We start from the raw sequence: 17,605 nt of genomic DNA, 5'->3' as shown, positions 1-17,605 counted from the left end.
GATCAATCCTCCTTGTTCGATTGCGCGCCAATCACCAGACGACGGCGCACAGGGAATATTTGCAGCCCGGTTTTTTCCGAGATCAGCCCCCACAGGCCGCGTGGGGCAAAAAGCATGACGGCGATCCCGATCAGCCCGAGCACCATGAGGTACCAGGAGCCGTAATCGGCCAGCAGGCTTTGCAGGATGAAGAAGATCAGCACGCCCAGGATCGGGCCTTCGATGGTGCCGATGCCTCCGATCACGACGATGAAGATCACATAGGCCGTCCAGTCGGTGACCGAGAATGCGGCATCGGGTGATATCCGCAGCTTCTGAACGTAGATCAGCGCACCGGTCAGCCCGGTTCCGGCGGCTGAGACAAGGTAGACCAGCCATTTCATCCGCACCGCATCGACGCCGACGGACTTGGCTGCCTCGACATTGTCGCGCACCGCAGCCAGTGCCAGCCCGCGTTTGGTTCTGAGCAACCAATAGATGCCTGCGATGGTCGCGATCACCAGCGCCAGAGCCAGCCAGTAGGTCAGGATATCCCGCGCTGCTGCGCCGCGAACGTCAAACGTGGTCTGGATCCATTCGGTCGCCCACATCTCGCGCGTTGCCGTGCGGGGCAAAGAGGTTCCGGTGCCGCCGCCCAGAACTTTCCACTGCGCCACCAGCAGGCGCATGACCTCGGCGATGACCCAAGTGCCGATGGCGAAATAGGCCCCTTGCAGGCGAAAGGCGAAGAAAGCGGTCGGTATGGCAACGACCAAGGCCGCGACGCCGCCCAGCAGGATCGCGGGAACCGGGTCCATGCCCCACAGGATGACGCCGCCGAACATGGCATAAGCGCCCATACCCACAAAGGCTTGCTGCCCGACGGAAACAAGCCCGCCATAACCTGCCAGCAGGTTCCAGAACTGCGCCAGAACCAGCATCGTGAAGATGAAGAACAGGTCCTGGATCAATCCCCGGCTGGCAAAGGTCGGCAGCAGGACGAACAGGATGATCAGAGCGACGCAGATGGCTCCGGCGCTGTAGGAGGCGCGGGTCTGTGTCTGAACACGGTACATTGAGGTATCAGCCATCAGTCCACCGCCCTTGGAAACAGGCCTCTGGGTTTGATCAGAAGCACGATGAGAAAGGCCAGATGACCGGTCAGGATTTGCCATTCGGGGTTGATTGCAGCGCCCAAGGTCTGCGCGACACCGATGATGATGCCGCCGATCAGCGTGCCCCAAAGGCTGCCGAGGCCACCAATAATCACGGCCTCGAATGCGTAGATCAGACGCGCGGGTCCGATATTGGGATCGAAGTTTGCGCGCATGCCCAGGTAGAGCGCCGCCAGCGTCACAACCAGCATGGCGATTGCGGTCGCCGTGGCAAAGATGCGTTCGGGGCGGATGCCCATCAACCCGGCAGTCACCGCATCATCAGAGGTTGCGCGGAACGCCCGCCCCAATTCCGTGCGATAAAACAACTGGTTCAGACCGACGATCACAAGGATTGCCGAGGCAAAGGTGAGCAGTGGCAGAACTCCGAGGTTCAGCCCACCCATCTGTACCGACGCCGTCGCGACATCACCCGCAGGCAGACGTTGGCTGTCGGCCGAGAACCCTTCGAGCAGGGCGTTCTGCAACACAACCGACAGGCCGAACGTCACCAGCAAGGGCGGCAGGATATCAGGCCCAAGCACCCGGTTCAGAACGTGCTTTTGCAACGCCCAGCCCACACCGAACATGATGGGTGCGGCGATGATCGCGGCCAGAAACGGGGACAGCCCAAGCAGCGAGACCAGCAGCAGTATCAGGTAGGTGGCAAAGACGATCAGGTCGCCATGCGCCAGATTGACCAGCCGCATGATCCCGAACACAAGGCTCAGCCCTGCGGCGAACAGCGCATAAAGCCCGCCCAGAAGAATGCCCTGAATGATGGTGTCGATCCAGATCATGCGGCGGCTCCTCCGAAATAGGCATCGTGAATGGCTTCGCGGCTGAGCGTGTCTGCGGTGCCCTCCAACGTGACGCGGCCTTCCATCATGCAATAGACGCGGTCGGCCACCTTGAGCGCCTGACCGGTATCCTGTTCCACCACGATCAGGCTGGCCCCGGCCTTTTGAATGCGAGGCACTGCGTCGTAGATGTCCTTGATGACCACCGGGGCCAGTCCAAGACAGATTTCGTCACACAGCAGCACGCGCGGGTTGCTCATCAGGGCGCGGCCGATGGCCACCATCTGCTGCTGCCCGCCGGACAGGGCGGTGCCCGGATGGTTTCGGCGTTCTTTCAGGATTGGGAACAGGTCGTAGATTGCTTGCAAAGACCAATGGCCTGACACCTTGCGCCCATAGGTGCCGATCAGCAGGTTTTCCTCGACACTGAGCGAGGGGAACAGCTTGCGCCCTTCCGGCACCATGGCGACACCGCGTGACATGATCTCGTCGGCGGGCAGGTCTCCGATGGGCTGACCGTCGAAACGAACCTGATCCGAACCGTTGGTCAGGACCCCCGAGATAGACCGCATCAGGGTGGATTTTCCCGCCCCGTTCGCACCGATGATGGCAACCGTCTCGCCCTGTTCCAGACGGATATCCACACCAAACAGGGCTTGGAAATCTTCGTAATGAGCGGTCAGTGAATGGGTCTCCAGCAGGCTCATCAGACTTCGATCCCGAGATAGATTTCTTTGACTTCCCGGCTGTTCATGATCTCGTCCGGGTCGCCCAGGCCGATCACCTTGCCGAAATCCAGAACCAGCAGCCGCTCGACGACCGAGGTGAGCGCATGCAGGACGTGCTCGATCCAGATGATCGTGACACCGCTGGCATGCAGCCCCTTGATCGTGTTGATCAGGGCGGCGCATTCCGCGTCGGTCAGACCGCCTGCGATTTCATCCAGAAGCAGCAGCTTTGGGTTGGTCGCCATGGCGCGCGCCAGTTCCAGCCGTTTGCGTTGCAGCAACCGCAACCCACCGGCCGGGTCATTGGCCACATCCATCAATTCCGTTTGCGCAAGGATACGGGCGCAAGCCTGTTCGACCTCATGTTCGGATTTGTTCTGCCCATGCGTCGCGGCCACCAGCAGGTTTTCGAACACCGTCAGATGATCGAAGGGCTGAGGGATCTGGAACGAGCGCCCGATCCCCGACAAGCATCGCTGCATCGGCGGCACGCGGGTCACGTCCTGGCCGTCGAAATGAACCGACCCGGTGTCAGAGGTCAGGTTGCCCGTTATCAGGTTGAACAACGTCGACTTCCCTGCACCATTGGGGCCGATGATCCCCAGCGCTTGTCCCTGTTCGACGTCAAAGCTGACATCGTCCGTAACGGTCAGCGCGCCGAAGCTTTTCGAGACGTTTTTGAGCGAAAGAATGGTCATGCCGGTGTTCCTGCCCCGGAAGTACTCCGGGGCGCTGGTTTCGTTGCGATCACGAGATTTCTTCCATCACGCCCGCTGTCGGGATCTCGGGCGCTGAAGAGTTGTCGACGATCACGAGGTCATAGCTGCCATTGTCCAGAAGCCTCCACTGACCGCCGACCAATGGCGTTTTTGCAACGTTTTGCGCGGCGAAGGGTGGCAGGCCCACGCCGTCAAAGGCGATGCGGCCAACGATCGAATCCAACTGCGTGGCGGCAATGGCCTCGGCCACGGCATCCCCGTCGCCCGCATCATCGACGCGGCCCATGACATTGGCGGCCATTTCGAACAATGCGTGGACAAAGCCGATGGGTTGGGTCCACTGGCGGCTGGTGGCGGCCATGTAGCCTTGCGCCAGTTCAGTGGAACTCGCGCCCGTCAGCGAGGATGAAAACGGATGTGTCGGTGACCACCAGACCTCGGAACTCAGGTTGTTGCCAGCGCTGCCCAGGGCCTCGACCGCTTGCGGGAACAGAATGGCCTTGCCGATGCTTGCGGCCTTTGGCGTAAAGCCCTGCTGCTTGGTCTGGCTCCAGAACGTGGTGAAATCGGGCGGGATCGGAACGCCGGTGACGATTTCGACATTGGCCTGCCGGAATGCGTTGATCTGGGCCGAGAAGTCGTCGGTCAGGTTCTGATACCGTCCGGGATCGGTCAGGGTGTAACCCAGTTCGGACAGGACCGGCGGAAAGCCCACATTGGGATCGCCCCAGGCGTTGCCGTCACCGTCATTCGGAAAAAGCCCGCCAACCTGCTTGTTGGTGTCCAACTGACCCCACATCGCGGTGAAGACCGAAATCACGTCTTCGAGCCCCCAGAAGAAGTGATAGGCGTAATAGAACGGCTCCCAGCTTGCGGGATCGCCGGGATTGCCCTGTTGCCCGATAAACCACGGCTGCCAGGGGGCGACGGTCGAAATGCAGGGCATTTCTTCGGCCTCGCAGGTTGCGGCGACCGGGTTCGTCGTTTCCGGGGTCGAGGCGACCAGCATCAGGTCGACCCCGTCATCAACAATCAACTCGCCTGCCACATCCGCAGCGCGGTTCGGGTTCGACTGGCTGTCCTTGACGATGACCTCGAAATTCGCGCCCGCCTCGGAGGCGGCAAAGTTTTCGAGGATGTATTTGTCAGCCTCGGAAAACGCGGCCAGCGGGCCGGATTGCGGGCTGACATAGCCCAGTTTGATTTTGGCACCTTGGGCGAGTGCGGGTGTCGCCAATGCGCCCGCTGCCAGACCTAAACCGGTCGCGGCGCTGGATTTCAGCAATTTGCGTCGTGTGATCATGTGTCCCTCCCTTGACACGCGGAACTCAGGCGTTCGGGGCGTCGCCCGCCCACGCGTTTTGCAGCAGCGCCCGCAATCCATCAGCCGTGACCGGTTGCGGGTTCCAATACGGGTTCCTGAGTGCGATTTCGGTGGCGCGGTCCAGATCGACCTCGGAAAGACCCAGATCTTTCAGAGCCATCGGCGCGCCCATTTTCTGTGCGAAGTTCCAAAGGGCCTGCCCGGGGCCGGAGCCGCCCAGTATCTGCGATACCGGTGCCAGCAACTCGGGCACTCCTGGCGCGTTGTAGGCCGTGGCATGGGGCAGAATGATCGCGTGGGTTTCGGCGTGCGGCAGATTGAAGGACCCGCCCAGCGTATGACAAAGCTTGTGGTGCAGCGCCATTCCGACCAGACCCAGCACCGTGCCGCAGGCCCAGGCGCCATGTTGCGTTTCTTGCCGCGCTTTCAGATCGCCCGGATTTGCGACAACTTTGGGCAGGCCCTCGGCAAAGGCTGTCAGACCTTCAAGGGCCAGTTCGGTCGTCTGATTGGTTCGGTCTTTGGCATAAAGTGCTTCAACCGCATGGGCCATCGCGTTCAACGCGCTGTTCACGGTCATCGAAGGCGGCAATGACGCGACGAGTTCGGGATCATACAAAATGACCCACGGCAAGACCTTTGCATCCGTCAGCGTCGTTTTGATCCCGTTTTCGGTCTGGCCCAGAATCGGGGTGGCCTCGCTGCCCGCATAGGTGGTCGGGATGGCGATCTGTGGCAGTCCGGTGTGCAGGGCAATTGCCTTGCCCAACCCGACCGTCGAGCCGCCCCCGATTGCCACAACGCTGTCCGCCCGAACCGAGCGCGCGTGGTCCACTGCCTCTTCCGTCACGTCCACAGGCGTGTGCATCGCTGCCCGCGTAAAGACACCCGACGCGCGGTCGCCAATCGCGGTTGCCAGTTCCATCGCCATATCCACTTGCTGGGGCGTTGACAGAACCAGTGCCTTTTCCGATCCTAAAGCCGACAACTCGGCGCAGATATCGCTGCGCAGGCCCGCACCGAACCGGACCTTTTGACCGTTTATACTGGTGATGCTGAGAGCCATTGGACGGGTTTCCTGACATGCGCGGAAGTGCGCGTTGAGGGAAACGCTAGCAGCAGACGAATGTGCTCTTGATCGAAATTTCGACGCTCAATATAACTTTGGGTTATGAAGCTTGATCCAAGACATCTCGAAATCCTCGCGGCCATTGTTGAAGCGGGTGGATTGACCGAAGGCGCTGCTTTGCTTGGGAAATCTCAGCCGAGCGTGTCCAGAAGCGTGTCACTGCTAGAGGGCAGGGTGGGAGATCTGCTGTTTCAGCCCACCCGCAGACCGCTTCAACCGACCGAGCTTGGCCTTGCGCTTGCTCAGGAAGGCCAAAAAATTCTGGATGCAGGCCGCAATGCCAGCCGTCTGGTGGACGAATACCGACAGGGCGTCGCAGGTGCAGTTCGCGTCGCGGGAACGCCGATTTTCATGGACGGCGTTATCTCAAGCGTGATTGCAGAGTTTCAGGCCGAGCATCCCAATATTCGGATTGATCAGTCTTATGGGTACCCGGCGGAACTGTTATCGAAGGTTTTGAACGAAGCTTTGGATGTGGCGATTCTTCCCATCCGTCCGGCCGACGTGTCCGAAGAATACGAGTTCCGCCAGATCCTTCCGGGGCGAAATGTGATTGCCTGCCGCGTCGGGCACCCCTTGGCGCGCAAGAAAGAGGTGAAGCTTGAGGATATCACCGATTACCCCTGGATTGCGCCACCGGCAAACAGCCCGCTGTTCCGCGACCTGAGAAATACTTTGGACGGCATCGGTATGCGCGAGCTTAAAATCAGTTTCACAGGCGGTTCGCTGAGCGCGGTTGTAAACGTGATGACCGGTTCGGATTCGCTGACCGTCCTACCATTCTCTGTTGTTTTCATGATGCAGCGTCAAAACACGCTCACCTCACTTCCGATCAAGATCGGCGACCCGGACCGGCATCTGGGCTGCATTACACGGCGCGATCGCAGATTGTCGGCGTCGTCGAGCCGGTTTCTGAGTTTTGTCGAGCGGAAATTTCAGATGCTGGATCGATTGATTTGCAAGGCCTGAAGTTTTTCGCCACAGTCACCGTTCGCTTCGGGCTCTGAGCCTTTCGCAAGGTATCCGCCGCGCGTTTGCGGCGTTTTCATATTCAGAGCATTACCCGCCACCAGATTGCGCAACATCTGCGCGGTGCCGCCGCCGATGGTGAACATCCGTGCGTCGCGCAGCATGCGTTCGACAGGTGCGTTGCGGGAATAGCCCCGCGCGCCATGAAGTTGCAGCGCGTCATTGGTGACCTTCACGGCCATCTCGGACGCAAAGACTTTGGCCTGCGCCGCCAGCATCGGATCGGGAAAGCCGGTGCCCGTGGTCCCGGCGCTGGCCGCCGCGCGCCATATCATCAAACGCGCGGCGTCTATCTGCATCGACATATCCGCAATCATCCATTGCAGACCCTGAAACTCGGCGATCGGTCTTCCGAATTGCTCGCGCGTCTTCACGAAATCCACCGCAGCCTCGTAGGCGCCGCGCGCAATGCCAAGCGCCACCGTCGCCGCGCCCACGCGCTGCGCATTGTAGGCGTCCATCAGCCCGGCAAAGCCACGTCTAAGCCCTTGGGGCGGGGCGATCAGACGATCTGACGGCAGGCGCAGATTGTCCAGAATGACCTCGGTCTCGGGGTTGCCGCGCAGGCCCAGCGTGGGTTCGCGCGCGCCGATCTCCAGACCGTCCTCGCCCAGATATGCCATGAAACCGCCGATGCCCTTGAAGTCACCGCCGTCAATGACGCGGGCAAAGATCAGGTGCAGCTTGGATACGCCGCCGCCTGTTATCCAGTGTTTCTTGCCGTTCAGCACCCAATCGTCGCCATCACGTATAGCGGTCGAAGTCATCTGGGTTGCGGCGCTTCCCGCGTCAGGCTCACTGATACAGATCGCCGGTTTATCCCCGGCCAGAACATGCGCCGCCGCGCTTTGCTTTTGCTCTTGTGTTCCGTAGGCAATGATCGCGCCGATTGCGCCCATATTTCCTTCGACCGCAATCCGGCCGGACACGCCGCACCGTGCGGCTATTTCCTCGACCACCAGGGCGACATCAAAATAGCTGTGACCCGGACCGCCCAGAGATCTGGGGACGGTCATGCCCATCAGGCCCGCGTCGGTCAGGGCTTCAACGGCCTGCCAGGGATAAGTCTCGGACCGGTCGGTTTCGGCGGCCAGCGGGCCGCAGACGGTTTCAGCCACCTGCCGCGCCTTGGCCTGAAGCGCGCGTTGCTGGTCGGATAAGTCAAAAGAAGGGCTGCTGGGGTGTATCGCGTGATGAAGCATGGTGCGCTCGCCTTGTTGTTAAGGACAGGTTAGCACCACCAATAAAGTTTACGTTAATTGCGATTTCTTGTTTCTTTCATGAGTTTTTCTTATGAAGATTGCAGCGCCGCGATAAAGGTATCGATTACAAGATCCGCGCGGCCCTCGGAATTCGTGAACGCCCCGATCTCGCGCGAGAATGGCGGATCACCGAAAGGCAGTGTGCGCAGGCGTTCCGAAAAGGGTTGCCGTCCTTTGCAGATCGGAACGATTGAGACGCCGAGCCCCTCGCTCACCAGGTTCGAGATGGCATCCAGCGAGTCGATTTCCATCGCACTTTTCACCTCGATACCCTGGGTACTCAGTTCTTCTTCAATGCCTTGCCCTGCCCAGGTCTTGCGGTTGAACCAGATGAACGGATGATCACGCAACAAATCCTGCCATCTGTCGCCTTTGGCATGTGCGGGCGCAACGACGACGAAGGGCTCGACCGCGATGCTGTGCCAGTCCAGCCCCGGGATCGGGTTCACCGGTTTTGTACAGATGGCAACGTCCACCTGCCCATCTGCGAGCCCTTGTGCCAATGCTGATGAACTTCCGTTTTTGACCTCAACCTGCAGGGTCGGATATGCCGCCTGCAGAGGTTTCAGGCCCATCGGCAGGAAACTGGCAATCGCCGTCGGGACAGCGCCGATCGCCAGTCTGGATCGCACTATCTCACCGCGCGCGATGCGGGGTGAGGCGTCGAAAAGCGCCAGTGTTCTTTGCGCATGTTCCGCCAAGGCCCGCCCGCGCGCCGTCGGCACCGGGGGGCGCTTGATCCGGTCGAACAGCTGAACACCCAGTTCATCTTCCATCGCCTTGATCTGAAGGCTGACGGCAGAGGGCGACAGCCCAATGACGTCACCCGCCCCGGCAAAGGATTTCTGATCAATAACCGCCAGAAGCGTCCTGAGCTGATTGATGTTCATGGGAAGGATTTGATCACAGCTGCGCAGGAAACGCTAGCAGGCTGGGTGACTGCCGACAGGTGCAAGCATGCACGCGGATTGCCATCACAGCATCGTTGCTTCCAGTTCTGTCACCGTTGCTGACGGAAAGCCTGTATTATCCGGACAAATAAGACGGCTGACCCAAGGCCGATTGGGCAAGGGTCAGCCGGGTTGCAATCAAAGGCATTCGGCCAGTGTTTTGGCCATGTTGCGGATGACCTGCGGATAAAGGTCCGCGCCGGGCTCCAGATCGGCGCCCAGGGGATCGATTACGCCCGTCTTGGCATCTGTCCCATCCATCACGGTGTCGATGAGGCCTGCATTGAACTGCGGTTCCGCCAGAACGCAATCAACGCCTTCGTCGCGAATGCGCCCCTGAATTTCGGCGATCCGGGCCGGGCTGGGGTCAGAGGCGTCGCTCAGGGAAATTGCACCCGACGCCGGAAACCCGAACGCATCCTCGAAATACTGATACGCATCGTGGAAGACGATGAAGCTGCCGCCGCGAACGGGGTCGAGCATTTCGGCCACTTCTGCGGACAGCGCATCCATTTCCTCGCGCGCTGCTGCGGCATTGGCGAAGTAAGCGCCCGCATTGTCCGGATCAGCCGAGGACAGCTGTGCCGCGATCAGGTTCAGCCAGGTGCCGGCATTGGCAGGCGACAGCCAGGCATGGGGATCATGGTCGCCGTGATCGTGCCCGGCGTGGTCATCATGGTCCGCGTGGTCATCATGGTCTTCGCCTTCGGCATGATCATCATGCGCGTGTTCGTCGTCGTGCCCGTGATCGTCGTGGCCTTTTTCCTCCGCATGATCTTCGTGATCGTGCTCGTCATCATGCTCATGCTCATGCTCATGCTCGTCATGCTTGGCATGATCTTCATCATGATCGTGATCATCGTGACCGTGTTCATCGGCATGGTCCTCATGACCGTCCTCATTGCCATGATCATGCGCCTCGAACAGCGCGCCTTCGCGGAACTCCAGCAGGACGGTGCCATCGGAATCCAGCAGGGTGGTGACAGTCGCGCCATCGGCGAGGGTTTCAATCGCGCCCTCCATCCAGGGGGTCAGATTCTCGCCCAGCCAGAACACCAGATCGGCGTCCTGCAGCGCCGCAGCCTCGGACGGGCGCAGGTTGTATTCATGCGGCGAAGCGCCGGGCTGGACAATCAGCTTCGGGGTGCCGACACCCTCCATCACGCGCGCGACCAGCGAATGCACCGGCGCGATATCAACCGCCACGTTCGGGGCATCCGCCATCGCAGTGCCCCCCATCAAAACCGCCATGACCGAAACCGGCAGAAGCTTTCTGGACATCAGACCCTCTGTGTGATTGTATAACATTCCAAGCCACATACATGATATGTAATAATATGACAAGTGAGACGCGCCCCGCTCTGGCCGATGATGAGGCCCTGATCGGGTTCCAGAAACACGACCATGACACATGTGTCGGCACCGCCCTTGCCACAGCCGAGGCCCGCTGCCGCGAGGAAGGGCTGCGCCTGACCCCGGTCCGGCGCAAGGTGCTGGAACTGTTGCTGCAGGAACACCGCGCGCTGGGCGCCTATGCGATCCTTGATCGCCTGCGGGACGAAGGCTTCGGCTCGCAGCCGCCGGTGGCTTACCGGGCGCTCGATTTTCTGGTCGAGAACGGATTCGTGCACAAGATCGAACGTCTGAACGCCTTTGTCGCCTGTGCGCATCCCGGCGCGTCGCATTCGCCGGCCTTCATGATCTGCCGCAAATGCGATGCGGTGGCCGAGGCGCAATCGGCCCCGGCCAAAGGCGCGCTGGGGGCCGCAGCCCGCGCCGTTGGCTTCGAGATCGAGCGGACGGTGGTCGAGGCCGAGGGCATCTGCCCCGCCTGCACCGGGAAACCCGCGAAATGACCCTGATCAACGTCGAGAACCTGACGGTGCGCTATGGCGAGAACACCGTGTTGCGCCATGTGGACATGGCGGTTGAACCGGGTGAGATCGTGACGATTGTCGGCCCCAACGGCTCGGGCAAGACCAGCCTGCTGCGGGCAATCATCGGCGCGACGCAGCCCTCTGCCGGGCGCGTCGTGCTGAAACCGGGGTTGAAGATCGGCTATGTGCCGCAAAAGCTGCATATCGATCCGACCCTGCCGATGACCGTCGAAAGGTTCATGCGGCTGACCCATCCGGTGACGCGCAAGGCCTGCGCGGATGCGCTTGAGGCCGCAGGCGCATCCGATCTCATGAAACGCCAGATGTCGCAACTGTCCGGCGGGCAGTTTCAGCGCGTTCTGCTGGCCCGGGCGCTGATCAACCGGCCCGACATCCTGTTGCTGGACGAGGCGACGCAGGGGCTGGACCAGCCGGGCTCAGCCGCGTTCTACCAACAGATCGAGACCGTGCGGCAAGACACCGGCTGCGCCATCATCATGATCAGCCACGAATTGCATGTGGTCATGAGCGCCTCGGACCGGGTCATCTGTCTGAATGGCCATGTCTGCTGCGAAGGCTCGCCCGCCGTGGTCGCCTCGGCCCCGGAATACCGGGCCCTGTTCGGGACCGGGACGGGCGGTGCGCTGGCCCTGTATCGCCATGACCACGATCACCATCACGACCACGGGTCGAACGCGCAGGAAGCAGCAGAATAATGCTTGATGATTTTATGACGCGGGCGACGCTCGCCGGTGTTGGCGTTGCATTTGCGGCGGCTCCGTTAGGGTGTTTCGTGGTCTGGCGGCGGATGGCCTATTTCGGGGATGCAACGGCGCATGCGGCGATTTTGGGGGTGGCTTTGTCGCTGACCTTTCAGATGTCGATTTTTCCCGGCGCGCTGGCCGTTGCGCTTGTCATGGCGCTGACCGTGACGCTGCTGGCGGGCCGTGGCTATGCGATGGACACGCTGCTTGGGGTTCTGGCCCATTCCGCGCTGGCTTTTGGTCTGGTCGCGGTATCGTTCCTGTCCGGTGTGCGCATCGATCTGATGGCCTATCTGTTTGGTGACATTCTGGCCGTATCCCGCACCGATCTGGCGATCATCTGGGGCGGTGCGGCGCTGGTCGTCGGCCTGATTGCGTGGCGCTGGTCGCATCTGCTGACGGCCACCCTGAACGAGGAACTGGCCTATGCCAGCGGCTTTGACCCAAGGCGCGAGCAGTTGATCCTGACCCTGTCGCTGGCCGTGACGGTTGCCGTTGCCATCAAAGTGGTCGGCGTGCTTCTGATCGCGGCGATGCTGATTATCCCGGCGGCCGCCGCGCGCAGCCTGGCGCGATCCCCGGAATCGATGGCGTTGATTGCGGCGGCCATCGGCGCGGTCTCGGCCGTGGCCGGGTTGCGGGCGGCTTATGTGTTCGACACGCCGGCGGGGCCATCCATCGTCTGTGTGGCGGCCATTCTGTTTGCCTGTTTCAGCATGTTGGGCTGGGGCGGTCGGCGCCGGACGTGATCGCCACATCAGCGCGCAGGCGATTGCTTATGGCTATCCTGCGCAGATGTCGGGGGCACCGGAACGGTCACGCGTCGTTCAAAGCACGGTTTCAGTGGAAAATCCGCGAAATACGATGCACCCTGCGTAGTGTGCATTCAGGCAGGAGGACCCGACATGCCCCGGTACAACGACATGTTTGAGCTGTCGGTCGAAGATATGGACCTTATCGAACAGGCGCTGCGTCAGGCCATGACCGTCTATGCGGTTGAAACGGCGGGCGAGACCGAAGACAGCCAGCGCGAGCGGGAAGACACCGTTCGCCGAATGCACGACCTTTTGGGTCGGCTTCACGATCAGAAGATTTTCTATCGTCCCAAAAGCGGGGTTTATGTCGGCGGCTGACCGTGAATTACGGTTGAGCGCTTGGGAATCTGTGGCAGTTCCGAAGGAGAGGTTTCTGCAAGGTTGGCTCAGCGCCGCCTGGCCTGTCGCGGTTCTTGGCGTGACGGGAACTCCCCCCAAACGATTCGACAGCAATCTCGGGACATACCGCAACCAAGGGGTGGAACAGCGGGAGCGACAGAAACGGCCGACAGGTGAAGAACAGGCACAGAACCCGGCACCCAAAAAGGCTGAATCAACTTAGCGGATCGGTTGGAGATGTATTCGTGGGGCGGCACGCTGCACTCATAACCCCCTCAAAAACCAGTTGATAAACCAGTACGTGCTAAAATCAGAACGCGCCGCCCACATTCGCAAAGTGGCATTGTGGCGAAAATGTGTCCACAACTCATTGTGAAACTCACCGTTTCCACAGCGGAAACCCTGCGTTTCGCAACTTGGCCGCGAATTAAGGGAAACCCCCAATTTCGCGAAAATGTAGCAGCGGGTAACTTTGAGTTAACGGACCACTTGACCCAATCCGTAACACCCCCTCCGAATGAGGGGCTGGCCAAAACCCCCTCGTCCAGCCCCTCACACCACCCATCACTTTCATCCATTTTCGACAGGCGGTTTTAGATTGTCCCGAACCGCATTGCATAAGTCCACCCTGTTCGCCGACTTACGTACATTCGCTAATTCTGGGGAGGTGCCGCAGACCCTAAGTCGAGTTTTTCGCCATGCAGGCACGGCAAAAGCCGTCGCGCTGGCGCAATGTGCCGCCCAGGGGCAAGTATCTGCATTTATTTAGAAAATCATGGTGCTGCTGGAGAGAATTGAACTCTCGACCTCTCCCTTACCAAGGGAGTGCTCTACCTCTGAGCTACAGCAGCGCTGTGGGCGGGTGATTAGACTCAAACGAAACGCGGCGCAAGGGTGTCTGGACGGTTTTTTTCGCCTCCTGTAGAGAAAGACAATGGCAGAGAAAAATTCACCCAAAAAACATGGCAAATCCGGGGAAACGCGCGAAGACCGCTTGAAAGCGGCGCTGAAAGCGAACATGGCGCGGCGCAAGGCGCAGGCCAGGGCGCGTGCGGCCTCGGGGGACAAGGCCGATAAGGACGAGGGATAAGAGCAGATGGATTCGATTCTGGTGACGGGGAATGGCCCGCTGAACGGGCAGATTCCGATTGCGGGGGCCAAGAACGCGTGCCTGACGCTGATGCCGGCGACACTTTTAAGCGAAGAACCGCTGACGCTGACCAACGCGCCACGGCTGAGCGACATCAAGACCATGACCGCGCTGCTGCAATCGCTGGGGGCCGAGGTGTCTTCGCTGCAGGATGGTCAGGTGATCGCGATGTCCAGCCACTCACTGACCAGTCAGACCGCAGATTACGACATCGTGCGGAAGATGCGGGCGTCTAATCTGGTGCTGGGGCCTTTGCTGGCGCGGTTCGGGCAGGCGGTGGTGTCTTTGCCCGGCGGCTGCGCAATTGGCGCGCGTCCGATGGACCTGCATGTCGAGGGGCTGGAGGCGCTGGGCGCTGAGATCGAGTTGAAAGACGGTTACCTGCACGCCAGGGCTCCGGGAGGGCTTAAAGGTGCCGTGCACGAGATGCGGTTTGCATCCGTGGGTGCGACGGAGAACATCGTCATGGCGGCGACGCTGGCCAAGGGCACGACTGTGCTGAAAAACGCCGCGCGCGAGCCCGAGATCGTCGATCTGGTCGAGTGCCTGCGCAAGATGGGTGCGCAGATTTCGGGCGAGGGGAGCTCGACCATAGAAATTCAGGGCGTTGACCGGTTGCACGGGGCGACCCATCAGGTGGTGACGGATCGGATTGAGCTGGGCACCTATATGCTGGCCCCTGCGATCTGTGGCGGTGAGGTTGAACTGCTGGGCGGGAAAATGTCGCTGGTCGAGTCCTTTGCCGAGAAACTGGAACGCGCGGGCGTCAGTGTTGTGCAGACCGCAGCGGGCCTGAAAGTCTCGCGCAAGAATGGCCGCGTGCGCTCAGTCGATGTGGTCACGGAACCCTTCCCCGGTTTCCCGACCGACCTGCAGGCGCAGATGATGGCGCTGATGTGCACGGCCGAGGGCACCTCGGTTCTGGAAGAACGTATTTTCGAGAACCGGTTTATGCACGCCCCCGAACTGGTGCGCATGGGCGCGAATATCGAGGTGCATGGCGGGACCGCCACCGTGACCGGCGTTGAGCGCCTGAAAGGCGCGCCGGTGATGGCGACGGATTTGCGGGCCTCGGTCTCGCTGATCCTGGCCGGGTTGGCGGCGGAAGGCGAGACAACGGTCAGCCGGGTCTATCATCTGGACCGCGGATATGAGCATGTGGTGCGCAAGCTGGAAGGCGTGGGCGCAAAGATTGAACGGATCAAGGGCGAATGACAGACGCAAGTTTCGAAGACGGGCGCGAGGCGCCGCTGAATCTGGGAGCCGAGGATGGCGACGACCTGCAGGTGATCTCGACCCTGGCGCAGGATGCGGTGTTCCCGGTGACCGAGATGAAGTGGCAGCCGTCGCAGCGGCGCTTTGGCCTGCTGCTGAACCGGTTCCGCTGGGAAGACAAGGATGCCGCCAGCCGCCGCGACCGCCCGTTCGAACGGGTGCAGTCGGTTCTGGTCTTCGACTCGGTTTTGTCGGTGGCCAGTCAGGGCATCGACCGCAGTGATACGGACATGATCCTGTCCCTGCTGTCTGTTGATTTCGAACCGGGTGAGGATGGCGCGGGGCAGGTTCTGCTGACCCTTGCGGGCGATGGCGCGATCCGGCTGAGGGTCGAGGCGCTGGAGGCCACGTTAAAAGATGTCACCCGGCCCTATCGCGCCCCGTCGGGCCACGCGCCGCAACATCCCGAGTGAACAACAAGCGCGGTATTTCTCAGGCATTTCAGCAAGTGCCGCCCGGGCATGTCCTGCGCCCGGCGACGGTGTTTGACGTCTTTGATATCAGCCGCGTTCTGATCCGCTCGATCACCGAACTTTGCGCCGCCGATCACGGCAATGATCCCGGTCTGGTGGCAGAGTGGACTGCGAACAAGGATCCGGCGGACATCCGAGAGCGGATTAACGCAGGGGCGCAAATACGCTTAGCAGAGCAGAGTGGGCGGCTGGCAGCCGTCGGCAGTTTGCTGGAAACCGGGGTCATTTCGCTGCTGTATGTCGATCCAGACCACACTGGCTGCGGTGTTGGGCGGTCTCTGCTGTCTTATATGGAACAGGAACTGGCCGCGATGGGTTGCCAGGCCGCGACCCTTGATGCATCCCGCACAGCGCGGGAGTTTTATCTTGCGCAGGGCTGGCAATTGACGGGCGGCACCGGCGACTGGAACGGCATTCCGCAATTCCCGATGCGCAAATCGCTGCACCCCAAGGTCGAGGGTTGAGGCGCACGGGTCCGGGCGATATGACCCATGCAAACGCCCGGAGTGCCTGACCATGCCCGTTTTCCTGAACACCACCTCGCCCGATTTCGAGGCCGCGTTCCAAACCCTGCTGAGCGCCAAGCGCGAGGACAGCCCGGATGTGGACGCGGTTGTGGCGCAGATCATCGACGATGTGCGCAGCCGGGGCGATGCTGCGGTGATCGAACTGACCTCGAAATTCGACCGGTTGGACCTGACGCCCGAGACACTGGCATTCAGCGCCGCCGAGATTGCCGACGCCGTCACGCAGGTCTCGGACACGGACCGCTCGGCGCTGGAACTGGCGGCGGACCGCATCCGGGCCTATCACGAAAAGCAGATGCCCGAGGATCATCAATGGACGGATGAGGCCGGGGCGACGCTGGGGTGGCGCTGGTCGGCTGTCTCGGCTGCCGGGCTGTATGTGCCGGGTGGGCTGGCCTCGTATCCGTCTTCGGTGCTGATGAACGCGATCCCGGCAAAGGTGGCGGGTGTCGAACGGCTGGCCATCGCGGTGCCGACGCCTGACGGGCAGGTGAACCCGCTGGTTCTGCTGGCGGCACAGCTTTCCGGTGTTGATGAGATCTATCGCATCGGCGGCGCGCAGGCGGTTGCCGCGCTGGCTTATGGCACCGAGACGATCAAACCGGTCGACAAGATCACCGGCCCGGGCAACGCCTTTGTCGCAGCGGCCAAGCGTCGGGTATTCGGCAAGGTCGGCATCGACATGATCGCGGGCCCTTCGGAAATCCTTGTGATTGCCGACAAGGACAATGACCCGGACTGGATCGCGCTGGACCTGCTCAGCCAGGCTGAACATGACGAAAGCGCGCAGTCCATTCTGATCACCGATGACGCCGAGTTCGGCCAAGCGGTCTCGCGCGCGGTCGATAAGCGTCTGGAGACTCTGCAACGCCGCGCTATCGCCGGCGCAAGCTGGCGCGATTTTGGCGCTGTCATCACCGTTCGCGATCTGAATGAGGCCGCCGCGCTGTCGAACCGTATCGCGCCCGAGCATCTGGAACTCTGCGTATCCGACCCGGTGGCGCTGAGCCGGAAAACCATCCACGCGGGCGCGATCTTTCTGGGACAATACACCCCCGAAGCCATCGGAGATTATGTCGGCGGCCCGAACCATGTGCTGCCCACGGCGCGCTCGGCCCGGTTTTCCTCGGGGCTCAGCGTGATGGACTTTCTCAAACGCACCACGCTCAGCCAGATGACGCCCGAAGCTCTGCGGGCCATCGGGCCTGCGGCCGAACAGTTGGCAAAGTCTGAAAGCCTCGAGGCGCATGGCCTGTCCGTCACGGCGCGTTTGAACCGGTTGAATGGCTGACTTTTCGCCAAGGCGCTTCT

Annotated in this window: 19 protein-coding genes and 1 tRNA gene; 10 read left to right on the top strand and 10 right to left on the bottom strand. The window is 61.2% G+C overall.

Annotated elements, in window-relative coordinates; genetic code table 11:
* Nucleotides 1-2: 2 nt before the first annotated feature.
* From ACR0K1_RS12920 to ACR0K1_RS12895, 6 genes are read right to left on the bottom strand one after another with little or no spacing between them, the layout of a single operon-like run.
* A complete protein-coding gene (locus ACR0K1_RS12920; protein WP_480616486.1) occupies nucleotides 3-1,070 on the bottom strand; it encodes a branched-chain amino acid ABC transporter permease in 1,068 nt (355 codons plus the stop codon).
* Nucleotides 1,070-1,933: a branched-chain amino acid ABC transporter permease gene (locus ACR0K1_RS12915; RefSeq protein WP_480616485.1), complete on the bottom strand. Its 864-nt coding sequence runs from the start codon at nucleotides 1,931-1,933 to the stop codon at nucleotides 1,070-1,072. Before ACR0K1_RS12915 ends, ACR0K1_RS12920 begins: the two co-directional genes overlap by 1 nt.
* Nucleotides 1,930-2,640 (bottom strand): ABC transporter ATP-binding protein, encoded by a 711-nt coding sequence (locus ACR0K1_RS12910; RefSeq protein ID WP_480850941.1) that lies wholly within the window; start codon nucleotides 2,638-2,640, stop codon nucleotides 1,930-1,932. Before ACR0K1_RS12910 ends, ACR0K1_RS12915 begins: the two co-directional genes overlap by 4 nt.
* Nucleotides 2,640-3,359 (bottom strand): ABC transporter ATP-binding protein, encoded by a 720-nt coding sequence (locus ACR0K1_RS12905; RefSeq protein ID WP_480850939.1) that lies wholly within the window; start codon nucleotides 3,357-3,359, stop codon nucleotides 2,640-2,642. Before ACR0K1_RS12905 ends, ACR0K1_RS12910 begins: the two co-directional genes overlap by 1 nt.
* A 49-nt stretch (nucleotides 3,360-3,408) precedes the next feature.
* Nucleotides 3,409-4,683 (bottom strand): ABC transporter substrate-binding protein, encoded by a 1,275-nt coding sequence (locus ACR0K1_RS12900; RefSeq protein ID WP_480850937.1) that lies wholly within the window; start codon nucleotides 4,681-4,683, stop codon nucleotides 3,409-3,411.
* Nucleotides 4,684-4,708: 25 nt separating this feature from the next.
* Nucleotides 4,709-5,770, bottom strand: a complete 1,062-nt coding sequence (locus tag ACR0K1_RS12895) for a maleylacetate reductase (protein WP_480850935.1) — start codon at nucleotides 5,768-5,770, stop codon at nucleotides 4,709-4,711.
* A gap of 105 nt (nucleotides 5,771-5,875) precedes the next feature.
* Here ACR0K1_RS12895 and ACR0K1_RS12890 point away from each other — a divergent pair, with 105 nt between their 5' ends.
* Nucleotides 5,876-6,802 (top strand): LysR family transcriptional regulator, encoded by a 927-nt coding sequence (locus ACR0K1_RS12890; RefSeq protein WP_480616480.1) that lies wholly within the window; start codon nucleotides 5,876-5,878, stop codon nucleotides 6,800-6,802.
* Here ACR0K1_RS12890 and acdA read toward each other — a convergent pair.
* The 3 genes from acdA to ACR0K1_RS12875 all read right to left on the bottom strand — a co-directional run bounded on the left by acdA (nucleotide 6,769) and on the right by ACR0K1_RS12875 (nucleotide 10,355).
* A complete protein-coding gene (gene acdA, locus ACR0K1_RS12885; protein WP_480616479.1) occupies nucleotides 6,769-8,064 on the bottom strand; it encodes a 3-sulfinopropanoyl-CoA desulfinase in 1,296 nt (431 codons plus the stop codon). The genes ACR0K1_RS12890 and acdA overlap by 34 nt on opposite strands.
* An 89-nt stretch (nucleotides 8,065-8,153) precedes the next feature.
* On the bottom strand, nucleotides 8,154-9,014 hold the full coding sequence (locus tag ACR0K1_RS12880) for a LysR family transcriptional regulator (RefSeq protein WP_480616478.1): 861 nt from the start codon (nucleotides 9,012-9,014) through the stop codon (nucleotides 8,154-8,156).
* A 198-nt stretch (nucleotides 9,015-9,212) separates the two neighbouring features.
* A complete protein-coding gene (locus ACR0K1_RS12875; protein WP_480616477.1) occupies nucleotides 9,213-10,355 on the bottom strand; it encodes a zinc ABC transporter substrate-binding protein in 1,143 nt (380 codons plus the stop codon).
* Nucleotides 10,356-10,411: 56 nt separating this feature from the next.
* Between ACR0K1_RS12875 and ACR0K1_RS12870 the strand changes: the two genes are divergently transcribed.
* The 4 genes from ACR0K1_RS12870 (at nucleotide 10,412) to ACR0K1_RS12855 (ending at nucleotide 12,848) form a co-directional block, all read left to right on the top strand.
* The gene (locus tag ACR0K1_RS12870; RefSeq protein ID WP_480616476.1) at nucleotides 10,412-10,930 is read left to right on the top strand and encodes a transcriptional repressor; all 519 of its coding nucleotides are present in this window, start codon (nucleotides 10,412-10,414) and stop codon (nucleotides 10,928-10,930) included.
* Nucleotides 10,927-11,667: a metal ABC transporter ATP-binding protein gene (locus tag ACR0K1_RS12865; RefSeq protein WP_480616475.1), complete on the top strand. Its 741-nt coding sequence runs from the start codon at nucleotides 10,927-10,929 to the stop codon at nucleotides 11,665-11,667. The genes ACR0K1_RS12870 and ACR0K1_RS12865 overlap by 4 nt, the downstream gene beginning before the upstream one ends.
* Entirely contained in the window at nucleotides 11,667-12,464 is a 798-nt protein-coding gene (locus ACR0K1_RS12860; protein ID WP_480616474.1) for a metal ABC transporter permease, read from the top strand. Before ACR0K1_RS12865 ends, ACR0K1_RS12860 begins: the two co-directional genes overlap by 1 nt.
* A 156-nt stretch (nucleotides 12,465-12,620) precedes the next feature.
* Nucleotides 12,621-12,848: a hypothetical protein gene (locus ACR0K1_RS12855; protein ID WP_480616473.1), complete on the top strand. Its 228-nt coding sequence runs from the start codon at nucleotides 12,621-12,623 to the stop codon at nucleotides 12,846-12,848.
* A gap of 797 nt (nucleotides 12,849-13,645) precedes the next feature.
* Here the strand turns inward: ACR0K1_RS12855 and ACR0K1_RS12850 are convergent.
* Nucleotides 13,646-13,720, bottom strand: a tRNA-Thr gene (locus ACR0K1_RS12850).
* 83 nt (nucleotides 13,721-13,803) lie between these two features.
* On the opposite strand from ACR0K1_RS12850, the gene ACR0K1_RS12845 reads away from it, so the two are divergent.
* The 5 genes from ACR0K1_RS12845 to hisD are packed head-to-tail and all read left to right on the top strand — an operon-like array spanning nucleotide 13,804 to nucleotide 17,585.
* On the top strand, nucleotides 13,804-13,959 hold the full coding sequence (locus tag ACR0K1_RS12845; RefSeq protein WP_480850930.1) for a hypothetical protein: 156 nt from the start codon (nucleotides 13,804-13,806) through the stop codon (nucleotides 13,957-13,959).
* A 6-nt stretch (nucleotides 13,960-13,965) separates the two neighbouring features.
* Complete coding sequence (gene murA, locus ACR0K1_RS12840) at nucleotides 13,966-15,234, top strand: UDP-N-acetylglucosamine 1-carboxyvinyltransferase (protein ID WP_480616672.1); 1,269 nt, start codon at nucleotides 13,966-13,968, stop codon at nucleotides 15,232-15,234.
* A complete protein-coding gene (locus ACR0K1_RS12835; protein WP_480616671.1) occupies nucleotides 15,231-15,707 on the top strand; it encodes a DUF2948 family protein in 477 nt (158 codons plus the stop codon). Before murA ends, ACR0K1_RS12835 begins: the two co-directional genes overlap by 4 nt.
* Entirely contained in the window at nucleotides 15,704-16,231 is a 528-nt protein-coding gene (locus tag ACR0K1_RS12830; RefSeq protein WP_480616669.1) for a GNAT family N-acetyltransferase, read from the top strand. Before ACR0K1_RS12835 ends, ACR0K1_RS12830 begins: the two co-directional genes overlap by 4 nt.
* Before the next feature lie 52 nt (nucleotides 16,232-16,283).
* The gene (hisD, locus tag ACR0K1_RS12825; protein ID WP_480616667.1) at nucleotides 16,284-17,585 is read left to right on the top strand and encodes a histidinol dehydrogenase; all 1,302 of its coding nucleotides are present in this window, start codon (nucleotides 16,284-16,286) and stop codon (nucleotides 17,583-17,585) included.
* Nucleotides 17,586-17,605: the final 20 nt, after the last annotated feature.

Source organism: Ruegeria sp. F5 (genome assembly GCF_056533845.1).
Note: the sequence above shows the minus strand (reverse complement) of the source record. Positions and strands in the feature narration are given on the sequence as shown.

Coding starts and splice junctions, on each gene's coding strand:
- ACR0K1_RS12920 (WP_480616486.1), bottom strand. CDS start 1,070: ATGGCTGATACCTCAATGTACCGTGTTCAGACACAGACCCGCGCCTCC.
- ACR0K1_RS12915 (WP_480616485.1), bottom strand. CDS start 1,933: ATGATCTGGATCGACACCATCATTCAGGGCATTCTTCTGGGCGGGCTT.
- ACR0K1_RS12910 (WP_480850941.1), bottom strand. CDS start 2,640: ATGAGCCTGCTGGAGACCCATTCACTGACCGCTCATTACGAAGATTTC.
- ACR0K1_RS12905 (WP_480850939.1), bottom strand. CDS start 3,359: ATGACCATTCTTTCGCTCAAAAACGTCTCGAAAAGCTTCGGCGCGCTG.
- ACR0K1_RS12900 (WP_480850937.1), bottom strand. CDS start 4,683: ATGATCACACGACGCAAATTGCTGAAATCCAGCGCCGCGACCGGTTTA.
- ACR0K1_RS12895 (WP_480850935.1), bottom strand. CDS start 5,770: ATGGCTCTCAGCATCACCAGTATAAACGGTCAAAAGGTCCGGTTCGGT.
- ACR0K1_RS12890 (WP_480616480.1), top strand. CDS start 5,876: ATGAAGCTTGATCCAAGACATCTCGAAATCCTCGCGGCCATTGTTGAA.
- acdA (WP_480616479.1), bottom strand. CDS start 8,064: ATGCTTCATCACGCGATACACCCCAGCAGCCCTTCTTTTGACTTATCC.
- ACR0K1_RS12880 (WP_480616478.1), bottom strand. CDS start 9,014: ATGAACATCAATCAGCTCAGGACGCTTCTGGCGGTTATTGATCAGAAA.
- ACR0K1_RS12875 (WP_480616477.1), bottom strand. CDS start 10,355: ATGTCCAGAAAGCTTCTGCCGGTTTCGGTCATGGCGGTTTTGATGGGG.
- ACR0K1_RS12870 (WP_480616476.1), top strand. CDS start 10,412: ATGACAAGTGAGACGCGCCCCGCTCTGGCCGATGATGAGGCCCTGATC.
- ACR0K1_RS12865 (WP_480616475.1), top strand. CDS start 10,927: ATGACCCTGATCAACGTCGAGAACCTGACGGTGCGCTATGGCGAGAAC.
- ACR0K1_RS12860 (WP_480616474.1), top strand. CDS start 11,667: ATGCTTGATGATTTTATGACGCGGGCGACGCTCGCCGGTGTTGGCGTT.
- ACR0K1_RS12855 (WP_480616473.1), top strand. CDS start 12,621: ATGCCCCGGTACAACGACATGTTTGAGCTGTCGGTCGAAGATATGGAC.
- ACR0K1_RS12845 (WP_480850930.1), top strand. CDS start 13,804: ATGGCAGAGAAAAATTCACCCAAAAAACATGGCAAATCCGGGGAAACG.
- murA (WP_480616672.1), top strand. CDS start 13,966: ATGGATTCGATTCTGGTGACGGGGAATGGCCCGCTGAACGGGCAGATT.
- ACR0K1_RS12835 (WP_480616671.1), top strand. CDS start 15,231: ATGACAGACGCAAGTTTCGAAGACGGGCGCGAGGCGCCGCTGAATCTG.
- hisD (WP_480616667.1), top strand. CDS start 16,284: ATGCCCGTTTTCCTGAACACCACCTCGCCCGATTTCGAGGCCGCGTTC.